The sequence below is a fragment of the Flavobacterium sp. N1994 genome, assembly GCF_025947145.1.
Lineage (GTDB): Bacteria > Bacteroidota > Bacteroidia > Flavobacteriales > Flavobacteriaceae > Flavobacterium.
Window position 1 is genome coordinate 3,281,484 of sequence record NZ_CP109999.1, and the last position, 21,111, is coordinate 3,302,594.

Sequence of the window (21,111 nt, forward strand, 5' to 3'; positions counted from 1 at the left end):
ACAGAAAGCGACTATAGGGTGTATTATTAGGATTACAATTTTAGTCTTTACTATATAAGTGGGAATAGTATAATATTTTCCAAAATTTATATAACAACTGTTACACTGAATAGCGGCATCTTCGTATTATAAAACAATGAGTTTGTCAAGAGAAGAAGGCGACTCACCAAAAAGTAGTTTTTGGTCCTAACTAATGTCATTGTTAAAGCCACAAATGAAAAACGTCCCAGTATACTAGGACGTTTTTTTCTTTCTTATAGGAGGGTAAAGATTTAATACTTTACATATTCGGTAATCTCTAATCCGTATCCAATCATTCCTACTCGTTTGGTTTGAGTAGTATTAGAGATGAGTCGTATTTTTGAAATATCTAGGTCGTGTAATATTTGGGCACCAATGCCAAAGTCTTTTACGTCCATCTTAATTTGAGGTACTTTAAAAATACCATCGGCTTGCAATTGTTTGAGTTCGGCTAAGCGGTCTAACAAATCAGAGGAGTCTACTTCTTGATTGATGAATAAAATAGCTCCTTTTTCTTCTTGAATGATACGATTAAAAACATCATCCAACTTTTTATCCATAGCGCTGGCTAAAGTATTTAGAATATCGTTATTCGCTTGTGTCGAATTAATTCGGGCCAAAATAGGTTCCCCTAAATTCCAACTGCCTTTTGTTAGCGCCAAATGCACTTGATTGTTGGTTGTTTGTTGGTAAGCTCTCAAACGGAACGTACCAAAACGAGTCGTTATTTCGAAGTCGTCTTTTTTGACAATTAAGCTATCGTGTTGCATACGGTAAGCCACTAAATCTTCGATGGAAACTAGTTTTAAATCAAACTTCTTAGCTACTTCTACCAGTTGTGGTAAGCGAGCCATAGTACCATCTTCATTCATGATTTCTACAATAACACCAGCGGGTTTAAAACCAGCCAATCTTGCAAAATCAATAGCTGCCTCGGTATGTCCTGTTCGTCTCAATACCCCACCTTGTTTAGCTGTTAGAGGAAAGATGTGTCCTGGTCGAGCCAAATCGTAGGGTTTAGTAGTTTCATCTACTAAAGCTAAAATGGTTTTTGCTCTATCAGATGCTGAAATACCAGTGGTAACTCCGTGACCTTTTAAATCTACAGAAACTGTAAAGGCCGTTTCCATATGGTCGGTATTGTTTTTAACCATCGAGTGCAATTCGAGTTCATCACAACGCTTTTCGGTTAAGGGCGCACAGATGAGTCCTTTGCCATGCGTGGCCATGAAGTTAATCATTTCAGGGGTTACCTTTTCGGCTGCAGCCAAAAAATCGCCTTCATTTTCACGATCTTCATCATCTACTACAATAATAATTTTGCCTTGACGGATGTCTTCGATGGCTTCTTCAATAGTATTGAGTTGAATGGTTTTTGGGTTGTCCATTAGACGTTTTTATTTGATTCGGATAAAACTTCTTTTAAATAAAGGGTATTGTACATATAGAATAGAGGATAAAACGGGAAAGCACCCAATAGTACAATAGCATCTTTTAAATCTTTTTGGTTTCCTGCCGTTTTTACTATTTGTTGCGTTTTGTATACCATAAAATAAAAAACAACCGATAACGCTATTACCCCACCTATAACCAACAAACCTTCTAAAGCTGTTGCGATGATAACGGCAAACAAAAGAACATAGCTAACAAGCGTTAGGATACTATACTTTTTGTATTGGCTTTGAATAGCGGAGGCATCTATTGGCATCGATTCTTTAACAGGAACTTCTTTTTTAGGAATAGAGGATGTTACTTCAGTAGTATTTTCTGCATCATGGATTTCAATACCCGTAACGGTTTCTACTACAACGTCTATTGTTTTTGCTGGTAACAACTTGTTGAAGAAAATAGCAATCCCATCCATATTAATAGCAAATCCTTTATCATCGGTAGCTTTTTTGGTCAATAGTATAGCTAAAGGCGCTAAGACTAAGGATGCCATCCAGCAACCTAAAAAGGGGGAGATGCCACCTTCTTGTGCTACCTTTTTACCAAAGGTATTGATGAAGTGAAAAATGATGAAAATAAGGACTGCAAAAACAAGCGGCAATCCTAAACCGCCTTTTCTGATGATAGCCCCCAAGGGCGCTCCAATAAAAAACATTAGCAAACAGGCAAAGGCAATGACAAACTTATCATGTAAAGCAATCCAGTGCAAATTGATGTTTTTTTGTTTGTCCTCTAACTCAAAACGAGAGCTTTCCAAAGTGAAGTTGGTCGCATCTACCGTACTACTCGCCACCCGGAGGATTTGAGATTTATCGGTTACAGAATACGACTGTAAAATACTGGCAAAGCTAAGGGTAGGTGCTGTAGGAGTAGTAGATATACCAGTACTACCATTCAAAGAAGAACGAAGGTTGATGTTTTCTGAAATCGACTCTACGTCTTTATTATAGTTTTTCTGCAGGGAATCTAAAGTAAATCGAAGCTCGCTAACGTTAAGCATCGTATTGGTATTGGTAATTTTATCTTCATTGACATTGGTGTTGTTCAATTTCGATAAATCAATATTGATTACATACCGTTTGAATTCGCTTTTGGCAAAGGGAACTTTATTGCGGTCTGCAAAATCTTTTGGAATGATGTCTTCGTAATAATTACCCTCTTTTAAAACTAATTTTAATATGTTTGAATGTTCACTACTGACTAATTCACCTTTTTTAGCCTTGATCACCGTATTACTTCCTGCTCCTAGAGAAGACATCTGGTGTATGGTAACCCCAGTTAGGAACTTTCCATTATCTCCTGACTTCTTTTCTACTTTGATGTTATAGGTCCCCACTTGGCTAAACTGTCCTTCGGCAATGGCTAAGGCTGGTTTTACTTGGGCAATATTGGTTCGGAAGTTGGTGAATTTATATTCGGCATACGGAATGACATTATTGGCAAAGATAAAAGCGGCCACACTTAATATACACATGAAATAAATTAAAACACGCATGGCTCTTTGAAGCGATATTCCAGAGGATTTCATCGCGGCAAACTCATAGTTTTCGGCTAAACTTCCAAAAGTCATAATCGAAGCCAATAACACAGAAAGCGGTAATACCAGTGGAATGATACTTGGCATTTTAAATAGTAGGAACTTCAAAATCATAATGAAGTCTAAGTCTTTCCCAGCCAATTCAGAAATGAAAAGCCAAACTACTTGAAGTACAAAAATGAAAAATAGAATTACAAAGACAGAAGCAAATGTAATGAGGAAAGATTTTAATAAGTACTTGTCCAGTATTTTCACCTCGAGATTAATCTAGTTTATTGATGTAGTAATTAGGATATTTACTGGCAGCAAAGGTAAACTGATTTTTGGATAAAGGTTGGTTGGTTTTAAAAGAATTAACAATAAGTGTCGTTTTTGTTCCGTTTTTACCCATTTCAATGACATTGTAAATGTTTTTGGTTTGAGAATCAATGCCTAACAAAATCTCTTTGCGTTGGTCTTTGGCATTGGTTGGCGTCAATTTGATGTATTGTATTTTTCTTCCCTTTACATCTTGCAGAATATCCCAGGCAAATTTATAACCCGTGTTAAAAAAGGTAAGCATTTTAGAAGGCGTGATGGCATTGTCATCTTTCTCGTTTAAGCTGGATACTGTTACTTCTTCGTCTTCAGGAACGATGGTATAGCTTTTTTTACCATCAAATATTTTGGTAACGCCCATGAAATTCAACACATACTTATTGCCTTCTAGCACTAAGTTGCCTTTGCTTTCTTTGTTGATATTCTCTTTACTGTTGTTAAGGGAATATTTGAAATCGATGGTAATGTTGTTGTACGATTTAATCTTAGCGGTTACTTGGTCAAGTAGCTCCTTTGCTTTTTTATCTTGAGCATGGGTGGTAAACGTTACTAAAAGCAAGATCGCAAGGGATAGGAATTTTTTCATTTTAGGCATTGTTTTGTTCATTGGTGAAAAATTGATCTAATGAAGCTAAGTCGGGAATGTTAACACTTCGCGCTTTACTTCCTTCAAACGGACCTACAATTCCGGCGGCTTCTAATTGATCAATCAGACGACCTGCACGATTGTAACCCAGTTTCAACTTCCTCTGCAATAATGATGCCGAACCTTGTTGAGCGGATACAATTATTTCGGCAGCCTCTCTAAACATGCTGTCTCTTTCTGAAATATCAAATTCAAGATTCACGCTACTGCCATCTTCTCCAACATATTCTGGCAAGAGATAAGCACTAGCATATGCTTTTTGTGAACCGATATATTCTACAATTCTTTCCACTTCGGGAGTGTCAACAAAAGCACATTGTACACGCACTAAATCATTTCCATTAGAATATAATAAATCCCCTCGTCCAATCAATTGGTCAGCTCCTTGCGTGTCTAAAATAGTTCTACTATCTATTTTAGAAGTTACTCTAAAGGCAATACGCGCTGGGAAATTCGCTTTGATCAATCCGGTAATTACATTTACTGAGGGTCTTTGTGTCGCGATGATTAAATGAATACCAATCGCACGAGCCAACTGAGCTAAACGAGCAATAGGGGTTTCCACTTCTTTACCAGCAGTCATAATCAAATCGGCAAACTCATCGACAACCAAAATGATATAAGGCAGGAAACGATGACCGTGTTCCGGATTTAATTTACGGGATTTGAATTTCTCGTTGTATTCTTTGATATTTCTAACCATAGCATCTTTCAACAAAGAATACCGGTTGTCCATTTCAATACACAACGAATTTAAAGTATGCACTACTTTGGTGTTATCCGTAATAATAGCATCACCATCATCTGGGAGTTTGGCTAAATAATGACGTTCTATTTTATTGAAAAGCGTAAGCTCTACTTTCTTCGGGTCGACCAAAACGAACTTCACTTCTGCTGGATGTTTTTTGTATAACAACGAAGTCAAGACCGCATTTAGTCCAACTGATTTTCCTTGTCCTGTAGCCCCCGCCATCAAAAGGTGAGGCATCTTGGCTAAATCTACCACAAAGGTTTCATTAGAAATAGTTTTTCCTAAAGCGATAGGCAATTCCATTTCAGCTTCTTGGAATTTAGCCGAACCAATTACGGCACGCATAGGCACCATCGTTGGGTTTTTATTCGGTACTTCAATACCAATAGTCCCTTTTCCTGGAATAGGAGCAATGATACGAATTCCTAAGGCGGCTAATGATAAGGCAATATCGTCTTCTAAGCTTTTGATTTTAGAAATACGAATCCCAGCTTCAGGTACGATTTCATATAAGGTTACTGAGGGTCCTACAGTAGCTTTGATTTGAGCAATATCAATCTTGTAGTTTTTTAGTGTTTCTACAATTCGGTTTTTATTTTCTTCTAGTTCTTCTTGGTTGATGGTGATACCAACGGAACCGTATTCTTTTAATAAATCAATAGTAGGGAACTTGTAATTGGATAACTCTAGCGTAGGGTCAAACAAACCAAAATCAGCCACTAATTTGGCTGCCAAATTTTCTTCTACAATATCTTCATCTGGTACTTTTTCTATTACAAACGCTTCGTCATTGGTTTCAATGATTTGTGGTTCAGGTGTTGGAGTAGGAGTCACCGTCATTTTAAGCGTAGGTTCCAAATTAATCTCGGAAGCATTTTCAATAGTAGGTTTTAAACTTTCCTTATTGATTTCAAATGGAGAAGGTTTTAATACAGGCTCTTCCAATTCTTCTTCCTCTTCTTCTTTTACAGCAAATTCTTCTAAATTATAATCGGTTCCGTTCTCGGTGGAAGTTAAAGCACTTAAATCTTCTTTGATATCACTGTGTTTCTTCTCGAAGAAAGTTTTTACAGCATCAGGCGATATTTTTATTTTGAAAATTAAATAGATGATAATGAAAAAGATAATCCCTAAAAGCGTTCCTGTTTTACCGATATAATCTTGAATGAATTGGTTCATTTCATAGCCAACGGTTCCGCCTAATTCGGGAATAGTAGTGGAGAAAAAACCAAACGTTATCGATAATACAATGATAGCAAATAAATCCCAGAACCAAGTGTTTTTCAGTTTTCGGATGGGTAAATCTAGCAATAAGAAAGCACCGCTTAAAAACAATAGCTTGACAAATAAGAAGGACGCTACACCAAAACCACGATAAATAAACAAATCGGCAAAATAGGCGCCAAATTTACCTAACCAGTTTTCTACGGCTTGGCTTCTGTCGGTTAAAGAATCCACAGCACTTTGGTCGGCTTGACCAGATACAAAAAAGGAAATAAAAGAAACCAAGAAGGCAATAGAGACTAACACCAAAAGAAACCCGAAAAGCATGCGGTATTGCTTTTTAGTTTTTAGGATTTTGATTTCCAAGTTGGGATCTTTCGTTTTGTCTGGACTTTCTTTTTTTACTGTCTTTGCCATTAGTTAGTTATAAACGCTATAAAAATAGAAATTTAATCGAGAGATTATTAAAATTTGGGAACATAAATTAATAATCCAATAGCAATGGCAGCCATCGCAGCAAACATCACCGCACCAGCAGCAATGTCTTTGATAAAGCCAATTCGGTCATGAAATTCGGGATGAATAAAATCGGCAATTTTTTCAACGGCCGTATTCAAACTCTCTACCGATAAAACCAAACCAAAAGCTAAAATTTGTAGCATCCATTCTTCTCTTGAAATATGAAAAACAAATCCAGCGATTATTAAGATTACAGCCAATGACGACTGTACCATAACACTATGTTCCGTGGTGATTAATTTATAGGCTCCTTTTACAGCAAAACCAATACTTTTTAATCGTCCGGTAAAGAAAGAGTTGTCTTTTTGGAATTCCATAAGTCAAAAATTATAGTGCTGCCAAAGCGGCTCCGTAATTAGGTTCGTCAGCTATTTCGGGAACTTGTTCAGTATATTGAATCACTCCATTTTCATCTAAAACAATCACGACTCTAGAATGCAATCCAGCTAAAGGGCCATCGGTCATTTCTAAACCGTAGTTTTTACCAAAGTTTCCAGTGTTAAAATCCGATAAGCAAATAACGTTATCCAATCCTTCAGCACCACAAAAACGTTTGAAGGCAAAAGGCAAATCGCGAGCAATACACACTACTTTAGTGTTTTCCATTTCAGAAGCTTTAGCATTGAAAGTTCTTGTAGAAGTGGCACAAGTTCCAGTGTCAACACTTGGGTAAATGTTTAAGATCACTTTAGAACCCGCAAAATCACTTAGTCTAGCTTTGCTTAAATCGGTTTTTACTAATTCGAAATCAGGTGCTTTTGAACCTATTTTTGGTAATTCACCACTGGTATGTATTGGATTTCCTCCTAATGTAATTGTTGCCATTTTTTTATAAAAATTAAAGTGCCAAAAGTAGTAAAAATAATTAGGATTAGTGGATTAGGATTTAGGATTTTGAAAAATAAAAAGAGAAAATATTGGGAAGGTACTATTTGTTTATCGTAATATTGCAATATACAAATAGAGATACTTATGGGAGCCTCCAAAACAGAACATTTTTCGGATGAACAAAATGAATTAGCTTCTTTGTTTAAAGCGATGGCACATCCAGCCAGAATAGCGATTGTTGACTATTTGCTTAAGACAGATAGTTGTATTTGTGGTGATATTGTCAACGAATTGCCCTTGGCACAACCGACGGTTTCGCAGCATTTGAAGGAATTAAAAAATGCAGGAATCATCAAAGGCACTATTGAAGGAACCGCGATTTGTTATTGTATTGATGAAAATACTTTAAAGAAAGTAGAAAGTTACTTTACCAGTATCAATTCCCAATTAAAAAAGAAATGTTGTTAAATTTTAATACATCTAATCATGAAATTATCAGAATTCAAAAGCAAATTAGAACAAGTTGAAAATTTCGATATCCAACTTCCAAACGGAACAAGAGTTCCATATCATTTTCACATTACCGAAATGGGTTTGCTTACCAAAAACTTTATCGATTGTGGAAACACCATTCACGAGGAAAAAGTAATTACTTTCCAAGTCTGGTTTGCCGGCGATTTAGAACATCGTTTAGCACCAAGTAAAGTATTTAAAATTATTGAGGCTTCCAAAAAACTAATAGGAGATAATGATTTTGAGTTAGAAGTAGAATATCAAGATGCGATGACAATCGGGAAATTCGGTTTGGATTTTGTTGACGGTACATTTGTACTAACACCAAAAGAGACAACATGTTTGGCCAATGATCATTGCGGTATTCCGGCCGACAAAATGAAAGCTACAATAGTAGAGTGGGTCAATAAAGAAACAGCTTGTTGCACTCCTGGTGCTGGTTGTTGTTAATTTTGAATTTATGGTAGAAAATTTATCCAAAACTATTCAAGGCATCTCCATGGATGCTGTTTCCGAAGAACGCAAAGCCGTGCTACAACCTTTAATCGATTTTATTCAAGATAAAGTCAATCATACCAAGGAGATTAGACTGAATTTTATCTGTACTCACAATTCGAGGAGAAGTCATTTGTCTCAAATTTGGGCACAAACGATGGCTTTTCACTTCGGCATCAAAAATGTATTTTGTTATTCGGGCGGAACGGAAGCCACGGCTATGTTTCCGAAAGTAGCCGAGACTTTGACTTATCAAGGATTTCAAATCCAAAAGCTTTCGGATAATTCGAATCTAGTTTATGCTGTAAAGTTTTCCGAAAATCAGCATCCTGTGCTTTGTTTTTCCAAAACTTTTGACGATGCTTTTAATCCCAAAGCTCAATTTGCAGCCATCATGACTTGTTCCTCAGCCGATGAAGGATGTCCTTTTATTGCGGGAGCTGAAAAGCGTTTACCCATTCGGTATGAGGATCCAAAAGCATTTGATGGAACCGATTTGATGGATGTAAAATACAGGGAGCGCAGCATGGAAATTGCCTCTGAAATGTTTTATGTTTTCTCCCAAATAAAACACTAGACCATGAAAAAAAGATTAGGATTCTTAGACCGCTTTTTAACGCTTTGGATTTTTTTAGCGATGGTAGTAGGAGTGGGGATTGGGTATTTTATTCCAAGTTCCTCTAGCTTTATCAATTCCTTTTCTTCGGGAACGACCAATATTCCGTTAGCCATTGGTTTGATTTTGATGATGTATCCACCACTCACTAAAATAGATTTTTCTAAAGTGCCCCAAATGTTTCGACAACCCAAACTATTGGGAGCTTCCTTTTTTATCACTTGGATAGTTGGACCGTTTTTAATGTTTTTATTGGCGACTTTTTTCCTAAAAGACTATCCAGAATATATGACAGGACTCATTATTATTGGTATAGCACCTTGTATTGCTATGGTGATAGTTTGGAACGAATTAGCTGAAGGAAACAGAGAATTGACAGCAGGTTTGATTGGAATTAATAGTCTATTGCAAGTGTTCTTTTTCAGTTTGTATGCTTATTTTTATTTGAAAATTATGTTACCCTTATTTGGCATCAAAGGTCTCGAATTGAATATTACCGTAGCAGAAATTGCAAAGACAGTCGGTATTTATTTAGGGATTCCTTTTGCCTTGGCGGTTATTAGCAGGTTCTTAATTAAAAGATATATTGGCGATAAATGGTTTAACCAAAAGTTCCTTCCCTTTGTTTCTCCTATAACTTTAATAGCCTTGCTTTTTACCATTGTAGTCATGTTTAGTTTAAAAGGCGCCATGATAGTGGATTTACCAATGGATGTCATCCGCATTGCTATTCCCTTAGTCCTCTTTTTTGCGGTTATGTTTTTCCTGATGTTTTTTGTATCCAAAAAAATTGGAGCCCCTTACCGAGATGCAGCAGCCTTATCTTTTACGGCTTCAGGGAATAATTTTGAATTAGCTATAGCGGTTTCCATAGGTGTATTTGGCATCAATAGTGGTCAAGCTTTTGCTGGGGTCATAGGCCCTTTGGTAGAAGTGCCAGCACTGATTATTTTAGTCAATGTTGCCTTTTGGCTCAGAAAAAAATACTTCAAAGCATAAAAAAGTCCCGAGTAATCGGGACTTTTTATTTATAATCAAAATCGTAAATTATACGTGCAATGCTCTATTATCAGTAGCTGCTAATGCGGCTTCTTTGATAGCTTCTGCAAAGGTCGGGTGTGCATGTGACATTCTTGAAATATCTTCCGCAGAGGCTCTGAATTCCATAGCAGTTACGGCTTCGGCAATTAAGTCGGCACAACGAGCACCAATCATGTGAACTCCCAGTACTTCATCGGTTTTCGCATCGGCTAAGATTTTTACAAATCCATCGGTGTCGCCACCAGCTCTTGCTCTTCCTAAGGCTTTGAAAGGAAAACTTCCTGCTTTGTAGGCTACTCCAGCTTCTTTTAACTGCTCTTCGGTTTTACCAACAGCAGCTACTTCAGGCCAAGTATACACTACTCCCGGAATTAAGTTATAATCGATGTGTGGTTTTTGACCTGCTAAAATTTCGGCTACCATAACCCCTTCTTCTTCCGCTTTGTGAGCCAACATGGCGCCACGAACAACATCTCCAATGGCATAGATATTTGGAATGTTAGTTTGCAAATGATCATTGACTTCCACCATACCGCGTTCCGTAATTTTCACTCCAGCTTTGTCGGCGTTTAATCCGTCAGTATAAGGACGACGACCCACAGATACTAAAGAATAATCACCTTCTAAAGTAATGATTTCTCCTTTAGCATTTTCGGCTTGAACCGTAACGGTATTTCCCTTTCTTTCTACCGATTTCACTTTGTGTGAGGTGTAGAATTTCATGCCTTGTTTTTTCAAGACTTTCGTCAATTCTTTTGACAGACCAGCGTCCATTCCTGGGATGATTCGGTCCATGAATTCCACAACGGATACTTGAGCTCCAAGTCTTAAATAAACTTGTCCTAATTCAATTCCGATAACCCCCCCACCAATAATTACTAGATGTTTAGGAACTTCTGGTAATTTTAAGGCTTCTGTCGAAGTGATGATTCTTTCTTTATCTAATTTAATAAAAGGCAAATTAGATGGTTTTGAACCCGTCGCAATAATAATATTTTTAGCTTCAATTGTTTCCGATGTTCCATCCGCTTTGGCAATGGCCACGTGAGTAGCATCTACAAAAGAACCTAAGCCTTCAAAAACAGTGACATTATTTTTATCCATAAGGAATTTAACGCCACCCGAAGTTTGGTCGACCACCGCTTGTTTGCGAGCAATCATTTTTTCTAAATTCACTTTTACTTCGCCAGCCACTTCAATTCCGTGATCGGCAAAATGTTGTAATTCTTCATAATGATGCGATGAGGCTAATAAGGCTTTAGAGGGAATACAACCTACGTTAAGGCAAGTTCCTCCTAAAGTACTGTATTTTTCGATGATTGCGGTTTTGAAACCCAATTGGGCACAACGAATAGCTGAAACATATCCGCCGGGACCAGAACCTATAATGACTACGTCAAATGAACTCATAAGTATGTGTTTATGGTTTGTTGTTTTATTTTTTGCGTCACAAAATTACAAATGTTTTTTGGTATATCGTTTTACAGATTGTTTTTTTAAAAAGGAAATTGTTTTGTGCTTTAGCTGACGTTTTTTAGGGGCCATTTTGAGCCATTCATTTTAAAGTCACTTTTATTTTAAAAATGAAATTTCCATTTCTTTTTCCTGTATTCTTTTATGCAGTAAGACATCACGTCATCACGCTGTATCCCTTGCCAGTCAAAGAAAACGTTTTCGTAGATTTATTTTTTATATGATAAATATCACTTTTTTCAAGCTACAAAAAAGGGAACTTTGGAGTGTAAGTTTATCACTTGCCTAAGAGCAAAATGGTAACTCAAAAATTATTTATTATGAAAAACATTAAAATCATTCAAGAATTACACGACTTAGGGATTACAGGATATCATGAAGTAGTTTACAATCCAACTTACGAAGAGTTATACCAAGCCGAAGTTTCTCATAAAAGAAAAGGATACGAAAAAGGCGCTTTGACTGATACTGGAGCAGTAGCTGTTAAAACAGGAATCTTCACAGGACGTTCTCCTAAGGATAGATATATTGTGAAAGACGATATTACTAAAGATACTATTTATTGGGATGACAAAGTGAATTTCCCTACTACAAAAGAAATATGGGATGATTTAAAACATCTGGTTTTACAGCAATTGTCTACTTCTCCAAAACTCTACGTGGTAGATGCTTTTTGTGGTACCAATGCCGATACCCGATTGAAAGTGCGTTTTGTGATGGAAGTTGCTTGGCAAGCTCATTTTGTAACCAATATGTTTATCAGACCTTCTATCTATGAATTGGAAAATTTTGGCAAACCTGATTTTGTAGTTATGAATGGTTCAAAAGTAACCAACCCTGATTGGAAAGAACAAGGATTAAATTCTGAGAACTTTGTTTTATTCAACTTGACCGAGAAAATCCAAATCATTGGCGGTACTTGGTACGGTGGGGAAATGAAAAAAGGAATGTTCTCTATGATGAACTATTACCTACCTCTTAAAGGGATGGCGTCTATGCACTGTTCAGCGAATGTGGGAGAACAAGGAGATGTAGCCGTATTTTTCGGATTATCAGGTACTGGGAAAACCACGCTTTCTGCCGATCCAAAACGATATTTAATTGGTGATGACGAACACGGTTGGGATAACAACGGCGTCTTTAATTATGAAGGAGGATGCTACGCTAAAGTAATTGATTTGACTGAAGCGCAAGAGCCTGATATTTGGAGAGCCATCAAAAGAGATGCTTTACTTGAAAACGTGATTGTGGATGAATATGGTGAAATAAATTATTTTGACCATTCTATCACCGAAAACTCTAGAGTGTCTTATCCGATATATCACATCAATAAGATTGTTTTGCCTTCTAAAGCAGGGCATGCTAGTAAAATTATTTACTTATCTGCTGATGCCTTTGGAGTATTACCTCCCGTTTCCATATTAGATGACGATCAAGCACAATACCATTTCCTTTGTGGGTATACTTCTAAATTAGCAGGAACAGAAAGAGGAATTACGGAACCAGAACCATCTTTCTCACCAGCTTTTGGGGAAGCGTTTTTAACCTTACATCCAACGATGTATTCTAAAACTTTAATTGGAAAAATGAAAGAGCACAATGCCAAGGCTTATCTAGTAAACACTGGATGGAATGGCACTGGAAAAAGAATTTCATTAAAAAATACCAGAGCCATCATCGACGCTATAATCAATAGTGAGATTGATAAAGCGGAAACCAATAACATTCCGTACTTGAATTTAACCTTCCCAACAGCTTTAACAGGAGTAAGCGAAGGAATTCTTGACCCAAGAGACACTTATAAAGACAAAGCAGAATGGGAACGAAAAGCCAAAGATTTAGCCGCTCGTTACATTAAAAACTTCCAACAGTATACCAATACCGAAGAAGGAAAACGATTAGTAGCTGCTGGTCCTCATTTATAAATAAATCCTTTTGTAATTTCAATGGAAATAATAGTAACTTTCCATTGAAATTACAATAAACCTAAAAGCCATGAATTGGATAATAGATTTAGTTACTAAAGAGTCCATTCCGCAAACCATTATCATTTTTGGTTTAGTCATTGCACTAGGTATTTGGCTAGGAAAGATTAAAGTTTTTGGTATTTCGTTAGGAGTCACTTGGGTGCTTTTTGTTGGAATATTTTTTTCCTATTTAGGTGTTTCGCTGAATGAAGAACTGAGAGATTTCTTGAAAGAATTCGGATTAGTATTATTTGTTTACACACTCGGATTACAAGTGGGGCCAGGTTTCTTCGCTTCACTAAACAAAAATGCTCTTGTTTCTAATGGGTTATCAGCCTTGATAGTTATTATTGGAGTTGTTACCACAATAGTATTGTATTTCGCTTTTGGAAATTCAATAGGCGTTATGACGGGTGTAATGAGCGGTGCTGTTACCAATACACCTGGTCTTGGAGCTGCTCAAACTACCTTAAGTAATTTACATCATTTAAAAGCAGATAATTCTATTGTAACGCTTGCGTATGCAGTGGCGTATCCTTTTGGAGTTTTTGGAATTATTATTACGATGCTATTGCTGAAAAAGATATTCAAGGTAGATATTGAACACGAAACGGAGAAACACGAAGAAGTCAATAATTCCCGTAAAGATAAGGTAATTTCTAAACATTTAAACTTAGAAAACAAAGGGTTAATAGGGAATTCATTGCATACTATTTTTGAAATGCTGCCGACACCTATTGTCGTTTCTAGAATGTTTCATAACGGAAAAGTAATTACACCAACTGCCAATGAAACCCTAGCCGAAGGCGATGTATTACTGATTGTTGCTCCTCAACATCTTTTTGAAAAATTACACCTGCTGATAGGTTCAGAGAGCACCATGGATTTAAAAACAGCTATGGACAGTAATTTGGTATCCAATCGGATTATAGTAACCAATAAAGCCATTACCCATACTCGATTAGGAGATATTCCAGAAATTAACCAACACGATTTTACTTTCACTCGTTTAAACAGAGCAGGTATCGAAATGGTGCCCAATGGGAATATAGCACTGCAACTGGGAGATATTATCAAAGTAGTAGGAACCAAAGAAGGATTAGAACGCATCACCAATATTCTAGGAAACTCTATGAAACGATTGGAAGTCCCTGACTTAGCGCCCATATTCATGGGGATTGTACTTGGGATAATTTTTGGCAGCATTCCTTTTCAAATTCCAAATATACCAGTGCCAGTAAAAATTGGATTGGCTGGAGGGCCTCTGATTGTAGCTTTGTTATTAAGTCGATTTGGAAACAAACTTTACTTAAACAATTACACCACCACCAGTGCCAATTTGATGATACGAGAATTGGGAATAACGCTTTTCCTAGCTAGTGTGGGATTGGGAAGTGGTTCTAAAGTAGCGGAAGCTTTTGCCAGTGGCAATGGTCTTTTATGGATTAGTATGGGAATAGTAATAACTATAGTCCCTTTGTTATTGGTAGGAATAATAGCTGTTGTGTGGTTTAAAAAGTCCTACTTTGAAATCTGTGGACTTTTAGCCGGAGCTTCAACAGACCCACCAGCATTGACCTTTGCACTAAAAATAGCAGGCAATGATATTCCATCTTCCACTTATGCTACCGTTTATCCTTTGACAATGATTTTAAGAATAGTGGCAGCTCAGTTATTAATACTCTTTTTTAGCTAACCATAATTCGTAATCGAATCTCTCTTTTTGCCATCAATTATAAGAGAAATTGTAGCTTTCTTTTTTATTAATAAGGTTAAGAATACAAGAATAAAAAGAAACGGCTTTTTTGGTGTTAAAATTTTGAAAATCAGAATAAATGCTTTTTTATTTTTGTAAATTTATAAAAGAATATTAGCAATAATTGTTTTGAAAAAACAATGAAAAATGATGTTCAAAAGGAGAAACTTTAACAGTAAAAAGTTATCCTTATTATATACAAGTCTGATTGTGCTTACCGTTACCGTTAAGAAGAAATTTTTCCTTTTGCAGTTGGTAAAAACCAATAAATTTAAATAAGAACTTCAGGAACTGGCTGTTGAAAAGCAAAAGTGGGTTATCAGTAAAAAAGTTAGATAGTATAGGAAATCCGTTAGAGAAAATTCTTTAACGGATTTTTTTTGTAATTTATTGATTACAATTAAAGATTATTTAATAACTTTAAAACCTCTAACTTTTTGATTATGAAAAACTTTTACCTCTCATTTTATTTATTGTTTTTGGGTTTAGGTGTCTCCGCTCAGATTATTACAATTCCTGACACTAATCTTAAAGCGATGTTACTAAGCTCAACTTCGTCCAACCAGATAGCAAGAAATTCGATAGGATGGGCTGTTGCCGTTGACACAAATAATGACGGTCAGATCCAGTTGAGTGAGGCGTTGAACATTGCTGAACTGAATGTTTCAACTAATGTTTACAACACGACTAACGATATACATGATTTGAACGGAATTGAAAACTTTACCAATTTAAAGGTGCTGAACTGCGCTGGAAATCAAATCTCATCAATCAACATAGCTCCACTGACACAGCTTCAGGAACTGATAGCCAATGATAACTTGTTCACCAATGTTACAGTTTCGGGTCTAAACAGCCTGAGGAAACTGAATTTCAACCATAATGATTTAACTACGATTAATACGGACAACTTGACCAACCTAGTTCAATTGTGGGTTTATGACAATCATTTAACAAGCATTAGTTTCAATAATAATCCACTACTTGAAAATATTGATGTCACTCAAAATTTATTGACTGGTTTGGATTTGTCAATACTGCCTTCACTAATTTATGGTTACTGTATCGATAACCAACTGAGCTTGCTGAATCTGACTGGACTTGTAAATTTAAGGTCGCTTATGTGTTCAGGAAATCAACTGGTCAACATCAATTTAAGTTCGCTGAGCAGCTTGCAATATCTAAATGCTTCCAGCAATCCGTTAAACGCTATCAATGTTAATGGATTGGCAAATTTAAATTATCTCGAATTAAATAATACTTCGATTGCGATGATTGATTGTTCCCAATCTTCTGTTTTAAATTTGTATGCAATGAATTGTCCTAACCTTCAAACCATAAATGTTAGAAACGGAGTTTATTCTTCCAGTGATCCGGATCTGCTATTTTATGCATTCAGAATAGAAAACAATCCAAATCTGGTTTCTATTTGTACAGACGATGGCGAACAGAATCAATTGGTTTTTACCAATTACAACACTAGTGGTAATGTAATAGTTTATAACGGCGGCAACTGTGATATTCCAGTACAGGTTAATATGGGAGTAAATGATTTTAACAAACAACAGATAACAATTTATCCAAATCCAACTTCTGGGATTGTAAATATTATGATTTCAAATGATCAACCAATATATAAAACGACCGTTACAAATATTCTAGGTCAAACGACGATGCTATACGGAAATACAACAACATTAGATATAAGTTCGCTATCAAAAGGCACTTATTTTATTACTGTGGAAACGGATTCCGGTAAAGAAACTCAAAAGATTATTAAATTCTAACAAACCAAACTAAAACAATTATGAAGAAAACAAGTATTGCTTTTACTTTTCTATTGCTTAGTGCTAATCTGTTGGCGCAATGGAAATACCCTACCACAAAAAAAGTACCTGTTACGGATACTTATTTTGGACAAACTTATACCGATTCTTATCGTTGGCTTGAGGATATGAAAGACCCAAATGTGGTGTCTTGGTTCAAGGATCAAGCAGATTTAACTAATGCTACTCTAAATAAAATTTCGGGTAGAGATGGACTAATTGCTGAATGGAAAAGTTTAGACAAATTACAACCACCGGTCTTTCGTTCTCGTTCTAAAGAAGGAGGAAGAGTTTTTTATCAAAAGACAATGCCAGGGGAAAAGGTAAGTAAAGTTTATTTTAGACAAGGAGAAACAGGTCCCGAACAATTGTTATTTGACCCCTTAACTTTCATAGCTGGTAAAACACTTTCTGTGCAACAGATTTCGCCAAGTTATGATGGTAAAAAACTACTCATAGCTTATTCTGAAAATGGAGCTGAAGTATCTACTATTCAAGTAATGAATGTGGATACTAAAAAGTTTTCATCCGATGTTATAACGAATACTGCTGGCATAGGAGGATGGACCTTTGACAACAGTTCTTTTATGTACATGTGGATAAAATCAGCTGACAATACGGATCCAACGGCTCGATTAAATCCTAAAACAAAGTTGCATAAATTGGGCACAGACAATACAAAAGATAGTGATTTTTTTAGCAACGAAGCTTATCCAAAACTAAATATTGAATCTAAATCCTATCCCTCTGCTTTTTTTGCTGAAGATTCTAGACAGTACATTTTCGCTGCTGAAGGTACGGTACAAAATGAAATGAAACTTTTTTACGCTCCAATTAGCGAAGCATTTTCAGGGAATATACCATGGAAAACATTGTGTACAACCAACGACAAACTAGTGCGTGGGTTTGATATGGTTGGTGATAGAGTTTTTGCTATAACTTATAATGGCGCTAAAAATTATAAACTCGTAGAGACTAGTTTGAAAAACCCAAATTGGTCAACCGCAAAAACCATTGGACCAGAAAAGAAATCACAAACACTCGAATCTTTCTCTCGTTGTAAAGACTATATGTTGCTCAATTATAGCGATGGAATTAATAATCATTTGTTCAGATACAACCTTAAAACTGGTGTGACTGATGAAGTGAAAATGCCTTTTAGTGGTTTGGCATATACTTTTACTATTGATACAAAATCCAATGATATATTCGTGATTATCACCTCATGGAACAAGCCTTTTGCAGAGTTTAAATACAATGCAGTAAAAAATAGTTTTGGACCAAGTCCGTTCAATAAAACAGCAGTTTATCCAGACTCCTATAAAAACCTTGTTGTTGAAGAGGTGGAAGTAAAAGGTCATGATGGAGTAATGATTCCTTTGTCTATCATTTATAAAAAAGGGCTAAAAAAGGATGGTTCCAATGTTTGTTTAATGGATAGTTATGGGGCATATGGTTCTAGTATGTCTCCCTACTTTAACGCAATGGAAAATTCATTAGCCGTAAGAGGAGTAGTGGTAGCTATACCGCACGTTCGTGGTGGTAGTGAAAAGGGAGAAGAATGGTATAAAGCAGGTTTTAAAATTACTAAACCTAATACATGGAAAGACTTCATCAGTTGCGGAGAATATCTCGTAGCGAATGGCTATACATCGCCTAAAAAATTAGCAGGAACAGGAACTAGCGCAGGAGGAATTCTAATATCACGTTCCATTACAGAAAGACCCGATTTGTTTGCGGCAGCTATTTGTAATGTAGGTTGCGCCAATACAATGCGAGGTGAGTTTACCTCAAACGGACCAGTAAATATCCCAGAATTTGGAACCGTTACTATAGAAGAAGAATTTAAAGCGTTATATGAAATGGATGGAATGCAACACGTTAAAGATGGGGTTAATTATCCAGCAGTGATTTGTGTAGGAGGTTGGAATGACCCAAGAGTGGTAGCTTGGCAACCTGGAAAATTTGCAGCTGCAGTTCAAAATGCTTCTACATCTGGGAAACCAGTATTTATGAAAGTAAACTATGATAACGGACATTTCACAGAAGATAGAGATGTAACCTATGCTAACTTTGCTGACCAGTTTGCCTTTGTCTTATGGCAGTGTGGTCATCCAGATTTTCAGTTGAAAAAATAACTATTTAGTAGAATATATAAAAACCCGATTTCAATTAGAAATCGGGTTTTTTATTTAAGCTTATTTTTGATTCAGCTTACTGTTTTTATGACTAAAACCAAAATAAATGGTTAGTCCAATGAGCAACCAACAAGTAAAATAAATCCAGTTCCAAATACTGAGCTCCGCCATCATATACAAACAGCAAATTAATCCCAATAACGGAATCAATGATAGGTTTTGTCTCCATGACCAAACGGCGAAGAACAATAGTGCTATCAGGAATATCCACATCGGAATTTTGTGTTTAAACAAACTGAAACCACTTTCATATTTTAAAGAATTGTCAATCGGCATATTGTCTACTACTTGTTTGTATGTCGTTTCATTTAAACTGAATTCGCTTAATAATTTTTCTACGTCGGGTGTATTTACTTCTTTTTTGAGACTACTCAAATAATCATATACTTTCTTGCTATCTTCTTTGCTTAAGGATTTGACAATATCTGCTGGTGCATTGATTTGTTTTTCATTGGTAAGGAAGTTCAAAGTCGATTCTTTATTAACTGTAAAAGCAATGCTAATTCCAATTAGTAATAACAAAGGATAGACGTATTTAGAATTGACATACGGAGTTTTAAATTTACCTCGAGGAATATCAGGTTTGTTTTGCAATACTAAAACACCTGCACAAACCAATACAAAGGCAAACAAGGTTCCAATACTACATAAATCGGTTACCATAGTTAAATTCAAAAATAACGCAGGAATAGCCACGACAAATCCAGTTACTATAGTAGCATAAGAAGGGGTATGGTATTTAGGATGCACTTTCGAAAAGCGTTTTGGTAACAATCCATCCCGACTCATACTCATCCAGATACGAGGTTGTCCCATTTGAAAAACTAATAGAACACTGGCCATAGCAACGACAGCACTAACAGCAATGATGCCCGACATCCATTTCAAATTCAATTTATCAAATACAAAGGCTAAAGGGTCACCCACATTTAAGTCGGCATAATTCACCATTCCAGTCAACACTAAAGCGATAACGACATAAAGAATAGTACAAATGATAATCGCCCACATCATACCACGCGGTAAATCTCGTTGTGGATCTTTACATTCTTCTGCTGTAGTAGAGATGGCGTCAAAACCAATATAAGCAAAGAATACAGCCGAAACTCCTTTAAGAATGCCTCCAACACCATTTGGTGCAAAAGGATGCCAGTTGGCTGTGTCAACATAAAATACACCAACAGCAATTACCAATAGAATGATACAAAGTTTGATAACAACCATCAAATTACTAGCATTTCTAGACTCTTTCATCCCTCGGTAAACCAAATAAGTAATGATGATAATGATAAATAAAGCGGGTAAGTCGGCTACTAAATGGAAAGAACCAATAGTAGGAGAGGTAGTCCATGCGGTATAAGCTGCTTTCAAACTATCTGGTAAATTTTCAAAGACTTTGCCGTTTTGCATTAGTGCTGTTGCATCTTTGAAACCATTGGAAGCCGTGAGGTAATCCATCTGAACCCATTGGGGTAAATGAATGCCACCACTTTCAAGTAAGCCTGTAAAATAATCACTCCAAGAAATGGCTACGGTAATATTTCCAATGGCATATTCCATAATTAAAGCCCAACCAATTATCCAAGCAATAATTTCACCAAAAGCTACATAAGAATAAGTATAAGCACTTCCTGAAACGGGGACCATTGAAGCAAATTCGGCATAAGCAAAAGCCGCAAAACTACAAGCAATAGCGGTAAAAATAAATAAGAAGATAACTCCCGGACCTCCATCGGCACTGGCTTTTCCAATGGTACTAAATATTCCAGCTCCAATAATGGCTGCTATACCAAAAGCGGTTAAATCACGTGCTGTTAAATGTTTACCTAATGCCTGATGTCCATCCGCTTCATTCTTAGCTACTTGATTTAAAATATCTTGAACTGTTTTTTTTCGGAATAAATGGGAGAATCGCATACGGTTGTTTTTTGGT

General features: G+C 36.3%; 15 protein-coding genes and 1 pseudogene. 8 read left to right on the forward strand and 8 right to left on the reverse strand.

The features are described from left to right. Window positions 1–272: 272 nt before the first annotated feature. The 6 genes and pseudogenes from ribB to tpx form a co-directional block, all read right to left on the reverse strand. Window positions 273–1,409: a 3,4-dihydroxy-2-butanone-4-phosphate synthase gene (ribB, locus tag OLM53_RS14595; RefSeq protein ID WP_264520962.1), complete on the reverse strand. Its 1,137-nt coding sequence runs from the start codon at window positions 1,407–1,409 to the stop codon at window positions 273–275. A gap of 443 nt (window positions 1,410–1,852) precedes the next feature. Next, window positions 1,853–3,262, reverse strand: a pseudogene (locus OLM53_RS14600) (LptF/LptG family permease); the annotation flags it as partial. A gap of 7 nt (window positions 3,263–3,269) precedes the next feature. Beyond that, the gene (locus OLM53_RS14605; protein ID WP_264520963.1) at window positions 3,270–3,911 is read right to left on the reverse strand and encodes a LolA family protein; all 642 of its coding nucleotides are present in this window, start codon (window positions 3,909–3,911) and stop codon (window positions 3,270–3,272) included. A 1-nt stretch (window position 3,912) separates the two neighbouring features. Then, window positions 3,913–6,363 (reverse strand): DNA translocase FtsK, encoded by a 2,451-nt coding sequence (locus OLM53_RS14610; protein ID WP_264520964.1) that lies wholly within the window; start codon window positions 6,361–6,363, stop codon window positions 3,913–3,915. A 47-nt stretch (window positions 6,364–6,410) separates the two neighbouring features. Further along, complete coding sequence (locus OLM53_RS14615; protein WP_264520965.1) at window positions 6,411–6,782, reverse strand: diacylglycerol kinase family protein; 372 nt, start codon at window positions 6,780–6,782, stop codon at window positions 6,411–6,413. Window positions 6,783–6,792: 10 nt separating this feature from the next. Next, window positions 6,793–7,290 (reverse strand): thiol peroxidase, encoded by a 498-nt coding sequence (tpx, locus tag OLM53_RS14620; RefSeq protein WP_264520966.1) that lies wholly within the window; start codon window positions 7,288–7,290, stop codon window positions 6,793–6,795. Between the two features lie 147 nt (window positions 7,291–7,437). On the opposite strand from tpx, the gene OLM53_RS14625 reads away from it, so the two are divergent. From OLM53_RS14625 to arsB, 4 genes are read left to right on the forward strand one after another with little or no spacing between them, the layout of a single operon-like run. Continuing rightward, window positions 7,438–7,761: an ArsR/SmtB family transcription factor gene (locus OLM53_RS14625; RefSeq protein WP_264520967.1), complete on the forward strand. Its 324-nt coding sequence runs from the start codon at window positions 7,438–7,440 to the stop codon at window positions 7,759–7,761. 18 nt (window positions 7,762–7,779) lie between these two features. Further along, entirely contained in the window at window positions 7,780–8,256 is a 477-nt protein-coding gene (locus OLM53_RS14630) for a DUF6428 family protein (protein ID WP_264520968.1), read from the forward strand. A 10-nt stretch (window positions 8,257–8,266) separates the two neighbouring features. After that, entirely contained in the window at window positions 8,267–8,878 is a 612-nt protein-coding gene (locus OLM53_RS14635; protein WP_264520969.1) for a low molecular weight phosphatase family protein, read from the forward strand. 3 nt (window positions 8,879–8,881) lie between these two features. Next, on the forward strand, window positions 8,882–9,916 hold the full coding sequence (arsB, locus tag OLM53_RS14640; RefSeq protein ID WP_264520970.1) for an ACR3 family arsenite efflux transporter: 1,035 nt from the start codon (window positions 8,882–8,884) through the stop codon (window positions 9,914–9,916). Window positions 9,917–9,964: 48 nt separating this feature from the next. On the opposite strand, the gene lpdA is transcribed toward arsB, so the two are convergent. Then, window positions 9,965–11,368 (reverse strand): dihydrolipoyl dehydrogenase, encoded by a 1,404-nt coding sequence (lpdA, locus tag OLM53_RS14645; RefSeq protein ID WP_264520971.1) that lies wholly within the window; start codon window positions 11,366–11,368, stop codon window positions 9,965–9,967. 383 nt (window positions 11,369–11,751) lie between these two features. Between lpdA and pckA the strand changes: the two genes are divergently transcribed. The 4 genes from pckA (at window position 11,752) to OLM53_RS14665 (ending at window position 19,118) form a co-directional block, all read left to right on the forward strand. Continuing rightward, window positions 11,752–13,356 carry a phosphoenolpyruvate carboxykinase (ATP) gene (gene pckA / locus OLM53_RS14650; protein WP_264520972.1) on the forward strand — a complete coding sequence of 535 codons (1,605 nt, stop codon included), beginning with the start codon at window positions 11,752–11,754 and terminating at the stop codon, window positions 13,354–13,356. 70 nt (window positions 13,357–13,426) lie between these two features. Beyond that, entirely contained in the window at window positions 13,427–15,094 is a 1,668-nt protein-coding gene (locus OLM53_RS14655; protein WP_264520973.1) for a putative transporter, read from the forward strand. A 503-nt stretch (window positions 15,095–15,597) separates the two neighbouring features. Continuing rightward, complete coding sequence (locus OLM53_RS14660; RefSeq protein ID WP_264520974.1) at window positions 15,598–16,941, forward strand: T9SS type A sorting domain-containing protein; 1,344 nt, start codon at window positions 15,598–15,600, stop codon at window positions 16,939–16,941. A 20-nt stretch (window positions 16,942–16,961) separates the two neighbouring features. Next, the gene (locus tag OLM53_RS14665; protein ID WP_264520975.1) at window positions 16,962–19,118 is read left to right on the forward strand and encodes a prolyl oligopeptidase family serine peptidase; all 2,157 of its coding nucleotides are present in this window, start codon (window positions 16,962–16,964) and stop codon (window positions 19,116–19,118) included. Between the two features lie 60 nt (window positions 19,119–19,178). On the opposite strand, the gene OLM53_RS14670 is transcribed toward OLM53_RS14665, so the two are convergent. Further along, a complete protein-coding gene (locus OLM53_RS14670) occupies window positions 19,179–21,095 on the reverse strand; it encodes an amino acid permease (RefSeq protein WP_264520976.1) in 1,917 nt (638 codons plus the stop codon). Window positions 21,096–21,111: the final 16 nt, after the last annotated feature.